We start from the raw sequence: 18,562 nt of genomic DNA on the forward strand, positions 1-18,562 counted from the left end.
AAATACCTACTCTTTCTTCTTTAGTTCCTTCAAAGATAGAATAAAAGAACCAATAGCCAAAACAACACCACCTATTAAGAATCCGTATTTTAGAGCTCCCATACCATCCATCGTTACACCAAAGACAACAAACATCATGGCAACAACGAGTAATAAAGATGATTCCGACGATTTTTGTTTTTTCTCAACTTGCTTTTTCATGATTTGTTATTTTTAAGTTCTTTGATATAAAAAAACACAGTACAAAAAGTCATAATAGCGGCTGCAATCACAACACAATATTGAAGAGGACTGTCATCCATGGTTGAATTGCAAACTCCTAATATTACAGCTGCTGCTGCACACACTGAAGACTTTGATTCTTTTTTCGTTTTTGTTATTAGCTTTTTCATAATCGCAGATTTTTAAGTTTATCCTTTATTCTATTAGTCGTAGCAAGGGACAGAAAAATCACACCGAAGCACAAAAAATTATTACCTTTGCTACCCTAAAGCAGAATAGCGCATGGCATCATACTTACAGGTAGAGGGATTGACAAAGAGTTTCGGCGATTTAGTCCTGTTCCGGAATATTTCATTTGGCATTGCCGAAGGGCAACGCATCGGGCTGATAGCCAAAAACGGTTCGGGAAAAACAACCCTGCTGAATATACTGGCAGGGAAAGAATCGTACGATGCCGGAAACATCTCTTTCCGCCGCGACCTGCGTATCGCCTACCTCGAACAAGATCCGCAATATCCTGCCGAGTTGACCGTGATACAAGCCTGCTTCCAGTCCGGCAATGAAATTACCGACCTCATCGCCCGTTACGAGCAGGTAATAAATTCTACCGATCAAAACGGCTTAGATGCTATCCTCCAACAGATGGATATTTTGCAGGCATGGGATTATGAGCATCGTGCGAAGCAAATTCTGGCACAACTCAAAATTACCAATTTCGACCAAAAAATAGGGGAGCTATCCGGTGGGCAGTTGAAGCGTGTGGCGCTTGCCAACGTGCTGATTACCGAGCCCGACCTCATTATATTGGACGAGCCGACCAACCACCTCGACCTCGATATGGTAGAATGGCTCGAAGGGTATCTGCAACGCTCGCGGCTGAGCCTGCTGATGGTGACGCACGACCGTTATTTCCTCGATCGGGTTTGCACCGAAATCATGGAAATCGACCAGCAGCAGATCTATCAATACAAAGGCAATTATTCTTATTATCTCGAAAAACGCGAAGAGCGTGTCAATGCACAGAATGCAGAGACGGATCGCGCTAACAACCTACTTCGTAAAGAATTGGAGTGGATGCGCCGCCAGCCACAAGCGCGCGGAACGAAAGCCAAATCGCGTATAGATGCTTTTTACGAACTGGAAAAGAAAGCCCAGCAACAGCGCGATGCAGGCAATGTGCAACTGCAAATGAAAGGTTCGTACATCGGCAATAAGATATTCGAAGCACAGCATGTATATAAAGCCTTTGGCGACATCAAAATACTCGAAGACTTCAACTATGTCTTTGCCCGCTACGAGAAATTAGGAATTGTAGGCAATAACGGAACAGGAAAATCGACCTTCGTCAAAATGCTGATGGGCGAGGTACAACCCGACAAAGGATGCTTCGACATCGGCGAAACAGTCCGTTTCGGCTATTACAGTCAGGATGGATTGGAATTCGACGATCAGATGAAGGTCTTGGATGTCGTGCAAAATATAGCCGAAGTCATCGATTTGGGCAATGGCAGCAAGCTGACCGCTTCGCAATTCCTGCAACATTTTCTCTTCCCTCCGGAGAAGCAACACAGCTTTGTCTACAAACTTTCGGGAGGCGAAAGGCGACGTTTATACCTGTGTACGGTGTTGATTAAGAACCCGAACTTCCTCGTGCTGGACGAGCCTACGAACGACCTCGACATTGTTACGCTGAACGTATTGGAAGAATACCTGCAACAATTCAGAGGCTGTGTGATTGTTGTTTCGCACGATCGCTATTTTATGGATAAAGTTGTCGATCACCTGTTAGCTTTCAGCGGGAATGCCCAGATAAAAGACTTTCCGGGTAATTATTCCGATTACCGCGAGTGGAAGGAAATACAGGACTCTTTGGCGAGAGAGGCCGAACAAGCCAAACCGAAAGACACAAAACCCGTGGAGGAGAAAAAGCAACAACCCACTGAAAAGAAGAAACTAAGCTACAAAGAGAAAAAAGAATTTGAAGAACTGGATGCACTTATTCCCCGATTGGAGGAAGAAAAGGCAGCCATCGAAGCAGCATTGTCGAGCGGTGCATTGTCTACGGAAGAGCTATTAGCCAAGTCGCAGCGGATAAGCGAACTGATAGCCGAAATAGACGAAAAAACCATGCGCTGGATGGAATTGAGTGAATATTTCTGATATATTTGTAATCATAAAATACACTTTTACGCACACATAAAAAATTATAGAACTATGGAAAAGTATTATCAGGAAGAAGGTATTCTGAAGAATATCTATATTACAGACACACACTTGATGGCTACCGACGAAGATTACGGAAACCTCGACGCATTTCTGGAAAAAGTCAATGCCGAGAAGAAAGGCATGTTAGACACCGTTCATAAGTATGAATACTCTCAGATAGAGCGAATCAATGTCCTCAGAGAAGATAACGTCATACAAGTATATTTCAACGAAAACGGAAAGACCGACGTCTCGCCCATCATCTTTGCCAAGAAGAGCGATTTCGAAGAAGTGTTGGCTTTCATTTTATCGAAATGTCCGAAGCTTCAACATTCCACCGAAGCTGTGAAAACGAAGAACGTTCTCGTTAAGCCCGTTTTATACACCATTGCTGCTGCTGCCTTATCTTTTTCCCTTGTATTTATGGCAAGCGGTATCGAAGCCGGCGAAAAAATTACAGCCAGCGGAGGAAGAAGAGGTTTGAAAACAATATTTATCGGGATAGCCGAAACGCTTGGTGTGTGGGGTTCGCTTGCATTGGGCATTGTCATCACCGGAGGATGTATCTTTTATGCTTACAAATGTTACCAGAACTCGCAATTCGAGCGCGAAGTTTACCAATAATCCCTATCTTAGTTGAATGTATTACGAACATCCGCCCCATCCCTTATTGGCTCCCTATGTCGAAACATACTGGGTTGCTGATGGTTTTGTGGAAGGGCAGGAGGTGATGCGGATTCCTCCCGACGGATGTATCGATATTCTTTTTACATTCACCTCTACTGCTAAAGATGGGTTGAAAGCAAATACTCCCTATCTGGTGGGTACGATGACTTCCTACTCTGAAGTCCCTTTTCAGGGACGTGTCGAGATGTTTGGTATCCGTTTCCGTCCGGCAGCTATTGCGGCATTTGTCCGTTTGCCTGCCTATGAATATACCAATGGCAGGGTGGATATGTCGTTGGAAAACATGGTTTTCGATAATTGCTTTTACGATAATTTATCCGGATTAACGTCGATGGGAGAGAGGGTTTTATACATAAATAACTACCTGCTCTCTAAACTACCCTTTGCCAACGAGCCGGACAGGCAGATAATATATGCAACCGATCTGATAAGGAAATCGGGCGGACTGCTCTCTACGGCTGCCGTTGCAGAAACAACATGCCTTAGCGAGCGGCAATTGCAGCGCCGATTCAAAGCAGCAGTAGGCATTTCGCCCAAAATGTTTAGTAAAGTGATGAGGTTTAAGCATGCGCGGCACTATATCCGTCAGCATCCCGAAGCAAATTTATATACGATTGCTTTCGATTGTGGCTACTATGACCACGCCCATCTGATAAAAGATTTTAAGGATTTCGAAGGAGGTTTACCCTCCGATTTCCGCGAACAATGATAAGAAGAATATGCCCGAAAGACAATACATACCGGTCGATTGCTCGTCTGCCCTGAATAAGCTGAAACGAAAAGTCCCATACGAATGGGATCTGAATATATACCGGGGCTGCGAACATGGCTGCAAGTATTGCTATGCTATATATTCGCACGACTATCTGAAGGACGGCGCTTTCTTTGATAGGGTATATGTCAAGCAGAACATCCTCGAACACCTCGAAAAAGAGCTTCGTTCTCCTTCGTGGAAACGCGATATTGTCAATATCGGCGGAGTGACGGACAGCTACCAGCCTATAGAACAGGAATATCAGCTGATGCCCGAAATACTGAAGCTGCTTATCAAATACAAAACGCCCGCAATTATCTCTACCAAGTCGGATCTGATATTGCGCGATTACGACCTGATAGACCGCTTGTCGCGTATCACTTATATCAATGTGGCGGCAACTGTGACAACAATGGACGAATCTGTCCGTCAGCAATTAGAGCCCAACGGATGCGAATCCGTAAAACGCTTTGCGATGCTTAAAGAGTTCCGCAAAACGAATGCCTCCGTAGGCTTGCATGTGATGCCTATCGTCCCCTATCTGACCGATACGGAGGAGAATATCGACAGCCTTTTTGCCTGTGCGAAAGATAGCAATGTGCATTATGCCTTGCCCGGGACGCTCTATCTACGAGGGAAAACGCGCCCTTACTTCCTCGAATTCATAAAGACCGATTATCCCCAGATTTATGAGCAGATGTGCGAACTGTACAAAAAAGGAGGGGCGGGCAAAGAATATAAGGATGTGTTGTATGAAAGGGTAAACCGTTTGCGGAAGAAATACAATCTTTCGGGCAGCTATACCATTGCCATCAAAGAGAAGATGTATAGAGAGCCGGACTTATTCAGTGGTATGTAAAATGTCGTTTTTTTACACAAAAAAACTATGTACGATGCATATATTTGTAGCTTAAACTATAAAGCAAAATAATTATGAAATTCAAAGATTTATCTACCACGTTCCATACTACCAAAATTGCTGAATGTAAGGAGTTTTACCTGAAATACTTCGATGTAAAAGTTACCTTCGACTGCGACTGGTATGTAACCATCCATTTCGATAGCGAGGTTAATCCTTATATTTTCTTATCTTTCATGGCGCCCCCTTGCGATATGGATCCTAAAGAAGCGGCAGGCGGTGTAACACTCAATCTGATGGTCGACGATGTAGATGCCGAATATAACAAGTTGAAACAGACCGATATTGCTATCCTGGATGCTATTGCCGACCATGAATGGGGCGATCGTTCTTTCACGGTAGCAGATCCGATAGGCAATATTCTGTACATCTACTCCCCGCGCGAGATGGCAGAAAAATATAAAGATGCTCTAAAAGCATAAACCTATGAAATATCAATCGTTATCTCCCAATATAGGGGTAAAGAGTGTAGATGAGACAGTACGCTTCTATACCGAAGTGTTAGGCTTTCAGCTGGTGATGAGTGTTCCCGAAACAGGGACGCTTCAGTGGGCGATGGTCGTTTCGGGCGATGTCAGCATTATGTTTCAGGAGATGAAGAACCTCTTGGAAGAATATCCGCATTTGCAAGGTCGTAGCATCACAGCTACCCAGACGTTTTACGTGAAGATGAAGGGTATGCAGGAATTGTACCGGAAGGTGAAAGATACTGCCTATCTGGCAAAAGAAATGCACAAAACCTTTTACGGTGCGGATGAATTTGCGATGTATGATAACAATGGCTACATCCTGACGATTACGGAAGATGCGAATGATGCTGCAATCAAAAATTACGATAACTTCTTTTTCCCTGTCGACGACTACGAAGCGAGCAAACGCTTTTATGCAGAGACATTAGGGCTGGAAAAGAAATTCGAATTCGAGGAACAAGGGATGGTTGCTTTCCGTGTGGGCGCGGAAGAGCCTGCTATAATACTCAAAGACAAGAAGAAATTTCCGGACGCAAAACCTACCGTATGGATTGAGGTGGAGGACGTGAAAGCGCTCTATGCTGACATGCAGAATAAGGGTGTCCGCTTCCTTACAGAGCCATTTGCCATTCGTACAGGATGGGCGGTAGAACTTGAAGATCCATCCGGAAATCGCCTTGGCTTCACCGATTACAAAAAGGATTCGTAACAAACTTGAAAATATGTTGTATAGCACAGAAGCTCCGAAAAACAGAGCTTCTGTGTTTTGTTTATCGGATATTTTATTTAATTTCGTAGTCGAATCAACAAACTGTGCATTGAGAAGAATTCTCTTATATATAGGCGCTTAATATTGGTCTGCATTCCTGTAGACTGATATTGTTGCATTCGGGTGAGCACCTGAATGTATTTCCATTATTATATTTTATCAAAACCGTTCATGACATTCGCTGTATATGCAGGAGTCATGTGCCTATATAAACATCATAAATAAGAATATTATGTCTTTAGAAAACAATATAAAAAGAGAATTAGAATCCCTTGGTGCCGAGTTTGTACATTATGTAGATATATCCCATCTGTCTGCCGAACAGAACAGGGGCTATCCTGTTGCTATTCTGTTGGGGCTTCCCTTATCCCTCCCTTATGTGAAAAACCTGATCGACAATCCCGACTATGTCAAGAATCTGTTCGAAAATAATCAATTGCATCTGGATGAGTTTTGCCTCAAAGAAAAGAAAGCCGACCAAATGGCCGATCATATTGCAGCCTATCTTTCGGATAAAGGCTATTCGGCTTTTTCCCAATCGGAAGAAGGGATAGAGAAATCGGGAACTTACAATGTGGCTGAAAAAAGAACTCCATTGCCACATAAAACGATTGCCGTTTATGCCGGATTAGGCTGGATAGGAAATGCTAATTTGCTGATAACCGCCGATTACGGCAGCGCATTCTGTATGTGCTCCGTGCTGACAGATGCGCCGCTAAAAACGGTTTTGCATAAGCCGGAAGAATCGAAATGCGGGAAGTGTGTTATCTGCCGGAATATCTGTCCTACGCAGGCAATTAAGGGAAATAGCTGGAAAGTGGGGACGGCAAGGGAAGAATTGGTTGATGTACACAACTGTTATTGTTGTCTCAAATGTCTGGCTCATTGCCCGTTTACGAAAACTCATATAAAGGACATGTAATTTGAAAGCTGGTTATAGCAGGAGGCGGAAGGCCTCCTGTTGTGATATCATTCTATATCCTCTATTAAGTTGCGATCTTGAAATAGTTGAGTATGTCTTTATACTTATCTTGGGCAGTCAGGCAAGTATCAATCAGATAACCATGTACTTTTTCCCACTCCTGCAATCCGCGATAATAAAACCATTTCAAATCTTCATCAATGATAAAAGGTATTAGGTTGTTAGCCAGACATTCTTTAAATATAATGAGGCGGCCTACACGCCCGTTACCGTCCTGAAATGGGTGTATACACTCAAATTGATAATGAAACTCAATTATATCCTCAATCGTCTTATTTTTTCGAGAATGATAATTGTTGAGTAATTCCTTCATCCTATTTTGAACTTCCTCAGGCGGAGACGTCTCCGTTCCTCCCACTTCGTTAGGTAGTTTCTTATAATCGCCTACCCTGAACCAATCTTTTCGGCTATCCGAAGTGCTGGATTTGAGTATATAGTGTAACTCTTTTATAAACGATTCGGTAAGTTTTGACTTTGCCTTTTCGATAATCAAGTCGATACAACGGAAGTGGTTGGATGTTTCGATTATATCATCCACGTTAATAGTTTCATTGGTTACTCCTATTGTATTTGTTTCAAAGATATAGCGGGTTTGTTCTTCCGTTAGTTTACTACCTTCGATGCGGTTGGAGTTGTAGGTTAAGTCGATTTGAGTACGATGGTAGATACCTCCTTTCAGCTTCATATCCTTCTGCTCTTTAAGGATATTGAGCAAGGGATTATCACTGAATCGAGAGTGGCTCTTTTGTGGCAGAAGGGCATCTTCGGGTATATTCCATGTTTTACCTGTTAAGAAAGCTCCTTTTATTCTTCCTGTCGCACAGTAGTTGCGGATAGTCCTTTCCGGTACACCCCATTTCTGTGCAAACTGACTGACTGATAGATATCGCATAACCCTAATAAATTGCTGTTATCGGCAAGAATTGTTTAAAATGAGTATTAAATATACATATTTTTGCCGATATAGGCAAGTTCTTCATGGCGAATGATAAATTTCATTAGAAAAATGAATAGGTATGGAATAATTATTTATATTTGCAGAATATAGGATGCGCCTCGGCAATTACAAGCAAGCTTGATTGCACTCGGCTTTCGCTATATTTGCATTTGTAAAAATCGCTTATGTTTAAAGTTAAGAAGGATTTGGTTGGGTAAATAATTTGTAACACCTGTTGCAGATTATCCTTTTGTTTTTTACTCGAAGAGCTCTCTTCGGGGCATAATCATTATAATTTATTAAAAATACGTTGTTGTGCTCGGCATGGGAGGGATCTCTCAATGGTGCGACATGGCAACCCCAACAATTTAAAAATTAGAAATCATGAGTAACGAAATTAAAACTATACACGACTTCGACTTTAACCTTATTTGCGAATATTTTTCCGGCCTCGAACGTCAAGGTCCCGGCAGCCCTGAAATAACTCGTAAAGCATTGAGTTTTATAGATAACCTCACGCCGGACGCGAAGATTGCCGATATAGGCTGCGGAACGGGCGGTCAGACGCTTGTTTTGGCCGAAAATACCGAAGGTCAGATAACAGCGATAGATTTCTTTTCCAAGTTTATCGATATTTTCAACCATCAGATGCAGGAACACCATTTCGACAACCGCGTGAAAGGTATCGTGGGAGATATGAACGATTTGTCTTTCGAAGAGGAATCGTTAGACCTCATCTGGTCCGAAGGGGCTATCTATAATGTCGGTTACGAACGCGGCTTGAACGAGTGGCGCAAATACCTCAAAACAGGAGGTTATATCGCCGTTACGGAGGCGACGTGGTTCACAGAAGAGCGCCCGAAGGAAATTTTTGATTTCTGGAACGAGTCTTATCCCGAAATAGATACCATTCCGGTGAAAGTGGCACAAATGCAGCAGGCAGGCTATATACCTGTGGCGACGTTTGTTCTTCCCGAAAATACATGGACAGAGCATTTTTATGCTCCGCAACCTCCTGTACAAGAGGCTTTCCTCAAGAAATATGCAGGAAACCGAATGGCTATCGATTTGATTGACAGCCAGCGCCACGAAACTCAATTGTATTATAAATACAAGGAGTATTACGGCTATGTATTTTACATCGGTAAGAAAATCTAATCCGATTCAATAAGATAGACCTGATTAAAGCTGAGAGAAGATTTTTCTTCTCTCAGTTACTTTTTATCCGGCAAAAAATATACTTTTATAGAAAAAAAGAGACAATGAATATAACTTATAAAGATACCCAGGTATTTGAGGCGAAGGATTTGCAGGAATTATTCCTGTCTGTTGAGTGGTCGTCGGGGCATTATCCCGAGAAACTTGTAGTTGCTATGCGTAATGCCGGAGCGGTTTTTACGGCTTGGGACGGTGACAAATTAGTCGGCTTGATCATGGCGTTGGACGATAGCATTATGACAGCTTATGTACATTATTTGCTCATCCATCCCGATTACCAGCATAAGCACATTGGCAAAGAACTGGTCGGCATGGTGACTGAAAAATACAAAGACTACCTTCGCGTTGTACTGATAGCTTACGAAAAAGAAGTCGGCTTCTACGAACGTACGGGCTTCAAAACTGCCGGCGACGATAAAGTGCCGATGTTTATAACTTCCCTTTGGACATGATGCAACTATGATCGAAATACCTGAATCTATCACACTTGCCCGTCAGGCGCAAAGCATTCTTGCCGGAAAGGTTATCGCCAACGTCTATCAAGCTACCAGCCCGCACAAATTCACGTGGTACAACGGCGATCCTATTCACTATGCCAAGCTGCTTGCCGGAAGGCAAATCGAATCTGTTGTAGGGCATAATGAATTTGTAACGATGCATTGCGATTCGGATGTTCATATCTCCATCGCATACGGGACAAATATGAATTATTATCCGCCATCCCAGAAGCATCCGGCAAAGCACCAGTTGTTGATAGAATTCGATGACAAGAGTTTTTTGGCTTTTACCGTTTCGATGTATGGTGCGATTTATGCTTTCGAAAAAGATCTCGATAATCCTTATTATCAGGGGAGTCTGACGAAATTGATTCCCTTAGACGATGCTTTCGACGAAGCCTATTTCCAACAGCTATTTGCCAATGCCAAACAGAATCTTTCGATAAAAGCTTTGCTGGCAACCGAACAGCGTATACCGGGATTGGGTAATGGTGTTTTGCAGGATATACTGTTTCTTGCGGGATTGAACCCTAAAAGAAAGATCGCTACTATCGACGATATGCAGCGAGGCGACTTGTTTCATTGCCTGAGGCATACGCTGCGGAGTATGACCGATAAAGGCGGACGCGACACGGAAAAAGATTTTTATGGAAATAAAGGAGGCTATAAATGTATTCTTTCCAAAAATACGTATAAAGAACCTTGCCCGAATTGTGGCGATGAAATCATAAAAGAGGCTTATCTGGGAGGTTCGGTCTATTATTGTCCTTCGTGCCAACCTCTATAACTACCTGTACACAAAGGCTATATTGGAAGGGATATTCCCTGCCGTCGTACGCCATTTCAGCTTACCCTCTTTGTCGAAGCAATAGATAAGCCCTGTGACAATATAATTCTGGGCATCGGTAATGTAAATATCCTTCGTCTCGGGATGCACGGCAAGCCCGTAAGGAATCATAATGTTGCTGTCGCTACCGTCGGTAATGATTTTGTCCGAGATAACCGTCTTGTCACGCGTATCCAAGATACCGTAAGTCACGTTATTTGTCTGGGTTATATCGCTCCAGCCAACGCTGTAATAATAGAGCGAATCGCCTACCATACACATCTCGCTGACAGGAATGTCCAGATGCTGTTTCACATCGTCCGTATTGCTGTCTATCACGTGTAGCGAGGCGGGTACTTTGCGGTGGTCGCCACGCGATGACACATAAATATCGCCGCGGCTGTCGATCGCCATCCGGTGTAGGTTGATGGCTACATCTATCTTTTTTATCTCGGTGAACGATGCCAGATCGATAACCGATATGGTGCGGTCGTAGTTGGGTACGCGATATCCCCCCGAATTGGCGACATATAGTTTGCCGTTGTGTATAATCATTTCTTCGGGCTGATAGCCCACCTGTACTTTTCTCGTAATCTGAAATGTCCGGGTATCTATTTCGGCTACAAAACCCTGATCGGCATCGGGATCGATGCTTACCGGCCCGGCGTAGGAACTGATATAGGCTTTGCCGTCGTGAAAAGCCAGATAGCGGCAGTTGGGTACTTCTATCGTTGCCACTCGTTGAGCCGTCCACTTGTTCATCACCTCTATCTTGTTCGAGCAATTGATAACTGCCCACAACTTGTCGCCGTATATCTTCAGGTCGTTGCCTACATCGCCCAATTCTTTTACCACTGTCGGGTTGCGTTCGGAATAGATGTCTACTGTATAGGTTCCCTGTCGGCTGTTGAAAAAGTCGATGCTGGCGCGGTTCATACCCATATTGCCTTCGTTGAGCAGATAGAAACCTTCTATCTCTCCATCCAATTCGGGTTCGGTCACTGCCGTGGCATGCGAAGGAAAGATAACCTCGTCTTCGCGGCACGAAGCGAATAATAGTACGATTGCCGATAATAGTAGGATTAACTGTTTCATAAGTCTATGCTAAAAGTAAAACGGAATGTCCGCAAAGGCATGGGATAGTTATAGATAACCTCATAGTCCTGTGCCAGAAGGTTGTTCACTTCGACGGATACCTTTGCCGCTATGTCGTTGATATGGAATTTCTTTTGTAATGATATATCGTGTGTGTACCAAGGCTGTACGCGGTTGACAGGGATATTGTTAACCCCTCCGTTGTATCGCTTGCCTACATAGATAAAGCTATAATTCAAGTCCCATGTTTTGTACGTCGTATTCAACACGGCCGATCCGCTATGCCATGGCGTGTAAGGAATCTGGTCGCCATAGGATGTCAGCCATTTATTGGAATAATCCCTTGCACTGGAATAGGTGTAAGAGAGGTTTGTCGCCAATTTCACTTTTCCTACGTGCATCCCTATATTGGCAACGGTTTCTATTCCGCGTCCTTTTACCTTTCCCGTGTTCGACATCATCCAGCGGAAGAGGCTTCCTGTGGGCGATGCTATTATTTTGTCTTTGGTGCGGGTGATATAGGCATCGGCTTGCAATGTGAAGCTGTCGAAAAAAGGCGAATTGTTGAATTGCCGCGCATAGGTAAAACCGATATTGTATTGATTCATATATTCGGGCTTCAATGTAGACGAGCCTACCTGTGCATAATACATATCGTTGAATGTAGGCATACGGAACGAGCGTTTGGCAAAAGCCCGCAGATTGAAGTCATAATCCTCGAAAGGTTTGTAGCCGATAAATGCGGCAGGAGTAACCACCCTTTTGTTTTCGGTTTTGGTATCGTCTTTCACCGATTCGTCTATATAATTGCCTACGATACTTGCCATCGCTTTCACCTTGCCCAAATCGACAGAGGTAGCCAACGAGGCTACGATAGAATTCCGGCGAGGGTAGGGGAACTTGGTCTTGATGTATTTGCGTGTGCCGTTCAGTTTGTTCCATTGATAGTCGGCCGACAGCGACACATCCCACCACGAGTTGATATTGTAGAGGTTGATGACTGACAGGTAAGCCTCCTGCTGATAATAGCGGTCGTTCGACCAGAGGGATTCTTTCGCTCCTTCGTTATTGACTTCTGTTGTGTCTTGCGCGAGATAGTGCAGGTAGTCGAAGGAGAATTTACCTTTTACCTGCAAATGGTATTTCTCGTCGATGTCTTTTGTTAAGCGTCCTTGTGCGAAGAAGCTTCTGTCGGATTGCCGGTAGCCGTCGGAGAATTTTCCGGCGACGATGGCCCCGGGTGAACCACGGTCGGAATCGTAGTAATAGAGCTTGGCATACCAGCTGCCGTCGGTTATTTGTCCGTAAACGCCTGTTTCGATACGGAAGGCTTCTATGTCGCTGTTCTTTCGGATGGCGGTGGTATCATAGGCTGTGCTGCCATCGGGGAATACACGTTTGTAATGGTATTTGTACCGTCCGTTGGATTTTTGGTATTCTCCACTGACATTCATGCTGACTTTATCGCTTAGCTTCTGCTCCAATCGCAGAGAAGGGTTGATGTAGTCGATAGACATGGTGCGGTAGCGGAGTGTGAGGTTCGTATTCTTGCCTTCTTTGAATTTGGGTTTCTTCGACCACATGTAGACGGTGGAAGCGGACATAAATTCTTTTGCCGATTGAAAAATCTCGCTTTTTTGCCCGTTGTAGAGGGAGATAGACTCCATATCGTCGAGCGAAAAGCGTCCCATATCGACCACGCCATTCTGGGCATTCCCAATTTCGATGCCATCGTAGAAGTTGCCTATATGGTGTGTTCCCATATTGCGGACGTCTATTGTTTTCAATCCACCCAATCCGCCGTAATCTTTTACCTGTACTCCGGCAAAATAGCGCAAGGCGTCGGCTACCGACAGGCTGTTCATCCGCTCTAATTTCTGACCGGATAAGGATTGCACAGGAATGACTTCGGTGAAAGGCTTGGCTGTGATAATAACAGCCTTCAGTTCCTGCAGGCTATCGATAGAAGTTTGGGCTGCGACATACGAGGGCAGCAACAAACAAAGGAAGAATAAAACACTTTTTTTCAGTAAAGACATGTCAAGCTTTTTTAATAAAACCCGAAAGCTTTTCGATTATAACTTATTTTGGCAGGTCTTCTGACTTACTCCCGATTGTATTGCCTTCCCATTTTATTAGCTTTTTACTAACAGCTATCAGCTAACAGCTTATTTAACGGTGGCCTGAGATTTATACAATCGTTTGGTAAAGAGCTTACAGCAGCGGGTCTGTTCAGGATTTGCACCTGATTCCCTTTTCATTACTATCGGGCAATGCCGAATCGTAACACCAAAATCTGCGTGCAAAGATATACATTTTATTTGATATAAGTGGTTACAGAATTGATTATCCAACAAATGGCTTAAAATGACAGTTAATCAAATACTGCTTTCACCTTTTCAATCATAAAAGCCTGTATTTCTTTAGCTGTAATTTTGTATTTGGGTTCAAGTTCTTCGAATGACGAGTCGTTATTAAACCGTTCGGAATTGGCTAAAATCCCGATTAGATTTTTGCTTTTAAGTTGGTGTCCCGAGTATTTCAGCGCATTGTCTATGATACTTTTGATTTGCTCCGGGCTCTTTTTTCTTAAGATACAATATAGGTCATAATAATCTCTGAAAAAGGTTCTCCTCATCAAGGTTTCCATCTTGAGAGATGCGATTGTATCCTCGTCCGCCAAGACGATATTGTTTAAATATTTCTTTGTGGATAATTTAGGAGGTCTTTTCTCGGGGGCATAAAAGGAGATTTTCACACCTCCATCTATGCCAATAACATAGTGATTTGCTTCATATATATCCTGGGATTCCAATGTATGGCCATGTTTCTTAATATCAGCTAATATAGCCCCTATATTAATTCCCATTTTTTCGTTTTTGACATTTTGCCAGCGCATAAAGTCCAGATCTTCACTCAACCGATGTGCTAATTGTAAAGACAAAGCTGTTCCTCCAACAAGTATATAGGGCTTTATAGAGTCCCATTCAGAGACAGCCTTTATGACTTTAAGAGTTCTTTCGACAAGGGCTTTATCCATAATTTGCAATTTTATTGAAGTGTCTTGTTTCCATCGAGCGGAGGTATTGCAATGGCTTTTTTATGTCGAAATATATGATTGCAAAACATATATTCATTGATTTAAGAAAGTCGCCTTGTGGAACTAATTCCTTTAGCCACACTTCTTTTATTTTACTTTTAGGATATATTTCGAACAGGTGGTTTATATCCTCAATATCAAGGTTGATAAGCACAAATTTTATTAAATCCCAGTCAGATAAGTTCTTACAGGAATCTTTGTTATAAGACCAAAAAGCATTTGCATCAAATAGCTTTTTCTCCAATTGTTTTTTTATTTGAGCTTTCTTTTCCATATCTATTATAACTCAAAGATAATGATTATTGTTTAAACTCGATTTATTTGACGTTTTTGCAGATCATTATCGTCCGGGATAAAAAGAAACGGAGCTGAGAATTAGTCCCCGGCTCCGTTTATTTTATGATCAAAGATTTATTTTTTACATAATTCCTTTCTCGCGTAGTTTCAATTGCCATTTCCATGCCGAAGCCAGTGTATCGTCCAGCGATTCCTTAGCAGTCCAGCCTAATACATGGTTTGCTTTGTATGGCTCGGCCCATATCTTTTCGATGTCTCCTGCGCGGCGTCCTACTATTTTGTAGTTAAGCTTTACGCCGGTTACTTTCTCGAATGTATTGATAAGTTGGAGAACAGATACCCCGTTCCCTGTTCCGAGGTTGAAGATTTCTACTTTATCGTCCGATTTGTTTTCGAGCATGCGGTCGAGGGCGACAACATGCGCCTTGGCCAAATCTACTACATTGATAAAGTCGCGGACACAAGAGCCGTCAGGCGTATTGTAATCGTCGCCGAAAACGCTCAATTGTTCGCGTATTCCCATAGCCGTTTGTGTGATATATGGTATGAGGTTTTGCGGAACACCGTTCGGTAATTCTCCGATTTCTGCCGATGGATGCGCTCCTATCGGATTGAAATAGCGGAGGATAATACTTTTTATAGGTGCGCCTGATTTAACTGTGTCGCGGATGATTTCTTCGTTGATTTGCTTTGTATTTCCATAAGGCGATTCGGCAGGTTTCACAGGAGCCGTTTCGTCTATCGGATTTTTATCCGGTTCGCCGTATACTGTACAAGATGAGGAGAATACAATATTCGGAATATTATACTGTGGCATCAATTCGAGTAAGTTGATGAGTGACAGTAAGTTGTTTTTGTAGTACAAAAGCGGCTTTTGCACCGATTCTCCTACCGCTTTGCTTGCAGCAAAATGGATAATCCCGTTAATGCCTTTATGCGTTTCGAACAGTTTTTTCAGTCCTTCCATGTCGTTGCAATCGAGCTTCTCGAAAACAGGTCTTTTGCCTGTAATGCGTTCGATTCCGTCAATCATGTCTTCGCTCGAATTGGAGAGGTCATCGATAATGATCACTTCGTATCCGGCATTTTGCAGTTCGACAGCAGTATGCGATCCGATGAATCCGGCTCCTCCGGTTACTAATATTTTTCCTTTCATTCTCAATTAATAGTTATAGGGTTTTAGTTTTAGTCTTCGAAATAGTCGTCGTGATAATATGAGCTCTTCTTCCTCAGGTAATATGTCCGGTCGCCGTAGTAACGGGATGTTCCGTAATATCCTTCGCGTCCTTTCACGTCGTTGAATACGAGAGCTACATTTTCGATGCCATCGGTACGCACCTGTGTGATAACGCTCTTGAAGAAAGATTTACTTGTCTTGGCACGGCGTACGACAAACAGGGATGTATCGACGATTTTACCTAATATATACGCATCCGATACCAATCCTACGGGGCTACAGTCGATGATGACATAGTCGTAGACGGATTGCAGATGTTTGATGAGTTCGCGTGTTTTTTCGGTACGTATCAACTCGCTCGGGTTTGGAGGTAACGTTCCTGCCGTGATAATATCGAATCCGTAACTTGGGTTGGATACAATAATCTCGTCGAGGGTAACTTGTCCTATCAGGTAGTTGGATACCCCTTTGTTATTTGGTATTTGCAGCGTTTTGGCCACTGATGGACGCCTCAAGTCCAAGTCGACTATTATGACCTTCTTGCCGAGCAATTGGTACACCGATGCAATATTGGTTGCAATGAATGTTTTACCATCCGCCGGCTCGGTCGAAGTAATCAATATGGTTATATGATTCTCTTTCCGCGCCATGTATTCTATACGTACCCGCATATTACGGAACGATTCGGCAAAACTTGACTTCGGATAGTTCTTGACAAGTGTGACGCCTTTGCCTAATTTCTTAGATACGTTTTCTATTGTCCCGATTACCGGATAGCCTGACAATCGCTCACATTCTTCTTTGGAGGATATCGTGAAATTCAGCACTTCCTCTTTCAAAATGACAAATATAAGCGGGATCAGGATACCTATTATCAGATAACTCAGGTAGTCTGCGGAGCCTCCACTGCTTGTAGTGCTTATTCTTCTTGGCCATTCGAGGACGAAGTTGTCGGAAGTGTTGGATGCTTTTTGTATTTGTGCTTCGTATTTACGCTGAGTCAAGAAACGTTGATACATTTCGTTGAGCGCATATACACGTTGATATTTTACGAGCTGGCGTTCGAGGGGCGGAAGATTTTCTATTTCGTTTTCTGTCTCCATGTAATCTACCCGCATTTGCTCTTTTTCTTTTTCGTTTCTTGCAACGATTTGCTGCATTTCGGTGAGTAGCAATCTGCGTTGTTCGTTCAGTGCCGAAGCTACTCTCTCGAAAGTGGGGCTTTTTACTCCCACATATTGGGCACTTTTTAGTGCGGCGTTATATGCTTTTACGTTTGCCGAAAGGGTCGGTTCTTCCAATCCAAACATCTGGGGATCTATCATTTCTGTGTTATCTCTGATTGCAGTGGCTAATCTGTCAGCTACGATCAGGATAGCTTTTTCCCGGAGCCTGAGTTTTTCTATTTCTTTGTCGGCTTCGCGCACTTCATCTCTGAGTGTCGGTGTACTTATAGCATATACACCCGTCTCTCGTTGAAAGCGATCTAATGCAATTCTCGAGTTTTCGAGCGAATCGTTTATTATGACGAGCTGTTTGTCGATAAAATCGATCGTAAGCGTAGCCTGCGAGTTTTTCAACGAGAGGTTGTAGTTCTGGAACTCGTCGAGGAATGCTGTCAGATAATCGATATCTTTCGACCATTCTTGTCCTATCATGGCAATGTCTAATGCTGTAGCCTTCTCGTTTACCAATTTGCTGTTGACACGCCCGTAATAGGTTCCGATCATTTGGTCCTTGTTGAGGAACTGAAAGCTGAATGTATCGAAATCCGGGACAAAGTGTTTTGTCTTTTTCAGTACAATCTTAAAGTTCCCGTTGTCGATGACTTTGTTGAACGGTACTACAATAGAGTAGGAAGGGTGATATTCTGTTTCTTCGTAGAACACCTGACAGTGGTCGTTGTCGACGTAGGCAATGTTGTATGTATAAACGTAAGCAGCGTTGGTCAGTTCTACCGTTTGCACTTCTACCGGGCTGACGCCATACATCGTGAACCGTTTGAACCTCGTTTTCCGGAAGTAGTTAATCCACATCTTTTTCGGAAGGTTCTCAACGGTTTGTTCTACCAAACCGCGCGATTTTAAAACGATTTGTTGATTCGCTGTGTTTTGTATAATCGATCCGAGTGGAACGACTCCAGCTACGGGGCTCACATCTCCGCGGGCTTCCAACATCAGGAGAGCCGATATCTGATGCGTATCTACACCTTTCCGACTTTCTATATTAGCTAAGATAAGAGATGTAATAATGGCAATGGCAAATAAATACCAGTATTTGAGTATGCGATAGAACCAGAGAACAAAGTCGAAAGAAAACCCTGTTTTGGCCTTTATGTCATCAAAATATGGATCGTTTATAGGAAGTTGGCTTTTATCTGTTTGGCTCATAATCTATCCGGTTATTT

Annotated in this window: 19 protein-coding genes and 1 riboswitch; of the genes, 10 read left to right on the plus strand and 9 right to left on the minus strand. The window is 43.1% G+C overall.

Translation table 11 applies throughout. The features are described 5' to 3' along the window. Window positions 1–6 precede the first annotated feature (6 nt). A complete protein-coding gene (locus D0T66_RS07345) occupies window positions 7–201 on the minus strand; it encodes a hypothetical protein (protein WP_163356602.1) in 195 nt (64 codons plus the stop codon). Then, window positions 198–392, minus strand: a complete 195-nt coding sequence (locus D0T66_RS07350) for a hypothetical protein (RefSeq protein WP_163356603.1) — start codon at window positions 390–392, stop codon at window positions 198–200. Before D0T66_RS07350 ends, D0T66_RS07345 begins: the two co-directional genes overlap by 4 nt. 112 nt (window positions 393–504) lie before the next feature. On the opposite strand from D0T66_RS07350, the gene D0T66_RS07355 reads away from it, so the two are divergent. The 7 genes from D0T66_RS07355 (at window position 505) to D0T66_RS07385 (ending at window position 6,948) form a co-directional block, all read left to right on the plus strand. Then, window positions 505–2,382, plus strand: a complete 1,878-nt coding sequence (locus D0T66_RS07355) for an ABC-F family ATP-binding cassette domain-containing protein (protein WP_163356604.1) — start codon at window positions 505–507, stop codon at window positions 2,380–2,382. Window positions 2,383–2,436: 54 nt separating this feature from the next. Next, entirely contained in the window at window positions 2,437–3,051 is a 615-nt protein-coding gene (locus D0T66_RS07360) for a hypothetical protein (protein ID WP_163356605.1), read from the plus strand. Between the two features lie 16 nt (window positions 3,052–3,067). Beyond that, on the plus strand, window positions 3,068–3,823 hold the full coding sequence (locus D0T66_RS07365) for a helix-turn-helix domain-containing protein (protein ID WP_163356606.1): 756 nt from the start codon (window positions 3,068–3,070) through the stop codon (window positions 3,821–3,823). Window positions 3,824–3,833: 10 nt separating this feature from the next. After that, entirely contained in the window at window positions 3,834–4,727 is an 894-nt protein-coding gene (locus D0T66_RS07370; protein WP_163356607.1) for a radical SAM protein, read from the plus strand. Window positions 4,728–4,801: 74 nt separating this feature from the next. Next, a complete protein-coding gene (locus tag D0T66_RS07375; RefSeq protein ID WP_163356608.1) occupies window positions 4,802–5,209 on the plus strand; it encodes a VOC family protein in 408 nt (135 codons plus the stop codon). A gap of 4 nt (window positions 5,210–5,213) precedes the next feature. Next, on the plus strand, window positions 5,214–5,966 hold the full coding sequence (locus D0T66_RS07380) for a VOC family protein (protein WP_163356609.1): 753 nt from the start codon (window positions 5,214–5,216) through the stop codon (window positions 5,964–5,966). A 292-nt stretch (window positions 5,967–6,258) separates the two neighbouring features. Further along, the gene (locus D0T66_RS07385) at window positions 6,259–6,948 is read left to right on the plus strand and encodes an epoxyqueuosine reductase (protein WP_163356610.1); all 690 of its coding nucleotides are present in this window, start codon (window positions 6,259–6,261) and stop codon (window positions 6,946–6,948) included. A gap of 64 nt (window positions 6,949–7,012) precedes the next feature. On the opposite strand, the gene D0T66_RS07390 is transcribed toward D0T66_RS07385, so the two are convergent. Next, window positions 7,013–7,900: a DNA-binding protein gene (locus tag D0T66_RS07390; protein WP_163356611.1), complete on the minus strand. Its 888-nt coding sequence runs from the start codon at window positions 7,898–7,900 to the stop codon at window positions 7,013–7,015. A 429-nt stretch (window positions 7,901–8,329) separates the two neighbouring features. Between D0T66_RS07390 and D0T66_RS07395 the strand changes: the two genes are divergently transcribed. The 3 genes from D0T66_RS07395 to D0T66_RS07405 all read left to right on the plus strand — a co-directional run bounded on the left by D0T66_RS07395 (window position 8,330) and on the right by D0T66_RS07405 (window position 10,447). Next, on the plus strand, window positions 8,330–9,103 hold the full coding sequence (locus tag D0T66_RS07395; RefSeq protein WP_163356612.1) for a class I SAM-dependent methyltransferase: 774 nt from the start codon (window positions 8,330–8,332) through the stop codon (window positions 9,101–9,103). 104 nt (window positions 9,104–9,207) lie between these two features. Further along, window positions 9,208–9,615 (plus strand): GNAT family N-acetyltransferase, encoded by a 408-nt coding sequence (locus tag D0T66_RS07400; protein WP_163356613.1) that lies wholly within the window; start codon window positions 9,208–9,210, stop codon window positions 9,613–9,615. A 7-nt stretch (window positions 9,616–9,622) separates the two neighbouring features. Continuing rightward, entirely contained in the window at window positions 9,623–10,447 is an 825-nt protein-coding gene (locus D0T66_RS07405) for an endonuclease VIII (RefSeq protein ID WP_163356614.1), read from the plus strand. Here the strand turns inward: D0T66_RS07405 and D0T66_RS07410 are convergent, their stop codons facing one another. The 6 genes from D0T66_RS07410 to D0T66_RS07435 form a co-directional block, all read right to left on the minus strand. Then, on the minus strand, window positions 10,448–11,581 hold the full coding sequence (locus D0T66_RS07410; protein ID WP_163356615.1) for a YncE family protein: 1,134 nt from the start codon (window positions 11,579–11,581) through the stop codon (window positions 10,448–10,450). Beyond that, window positions 11,578–13,620 (minus strand): TonB-dependent receptor, encoded by a 2,043-nt coding sequence (locus D0T66_RS07415; RefSeq protein WP_163356616.1) that lies wholly within the window; start codon window positions 13,618–13,620, stop codon window positions 11,578–11,580. Before D0T66_RS07415 ends, D0T66_RS07410 begins: the two co-directional genes overlap by 4 nt. A gap of 32 nt (window positions 13,621–13,652) precedes the next feature. After that, window positions 13,653–13,890, minus strand: a riboswitch (cobalamin riboswitch). Window positions 13,891–13,955: 65 nt separating this feature from the next. After that, window positions 13,956–14,621: a nucleotidyl transferase AbiEii/AbiGii toxin family protein gene (locus D0T66_RS07420; protein ID WP_163356617.1), complete on the minus strand. Its 666-nt coding sequence runs from the start codon at window positions 14,619–14,621 to the stop codon at window positions 13,956–13,958. Next, window positions 14,614–14,955, minus strand: coding sequence for a hypothetical protein (locus D0T66_RS07425; protein ID WP_163356618.1), 342 nt, complete (start codon window positions 14,953–14,955; stop codon window positions 14,614–14,616). Before D0T66_RS07425 ends, D0T66_RS07420 begins: the two co-directional genes overlap by 8 nt. 144 nt (window positions 14,956–15,099) lie before the next feature. Continuing rightward, entirely contained in the window at window positions 15,100–16,134 is a 1,035-nt protein-coding gene (gene galE, locus D0T66_RS07430) for a UDP-glucose 4-epimerase GalE (protein ID WP_163356619.1), read from the minus strand. Between the two features lie 29 nt (window positions 16,135–16,163). Continuing rightward, window positions 16,164–18,545 (minus strand): tyrosine-protein kinase family protein, encoded by a 2,382-nt coding sequence (locus D0T66_RS07435; RefSeq protein WP_163356620.1) that lies wholly within the window; start codon window positions 18,543–18,545, stop codon window positions 16,164–16,166. Window positions 18,546–18,562 lie beyond the last annotated feature (17 nt).

It is taken from the genome of Dysgonomonas sp. 25, from assembly GCF_010501075.1.
Lineage (GTDB): Bacteria > Bacteroidota > Bacteroidia > Bacteroidales > Dysgonomonadaceae > Dysgonomonas.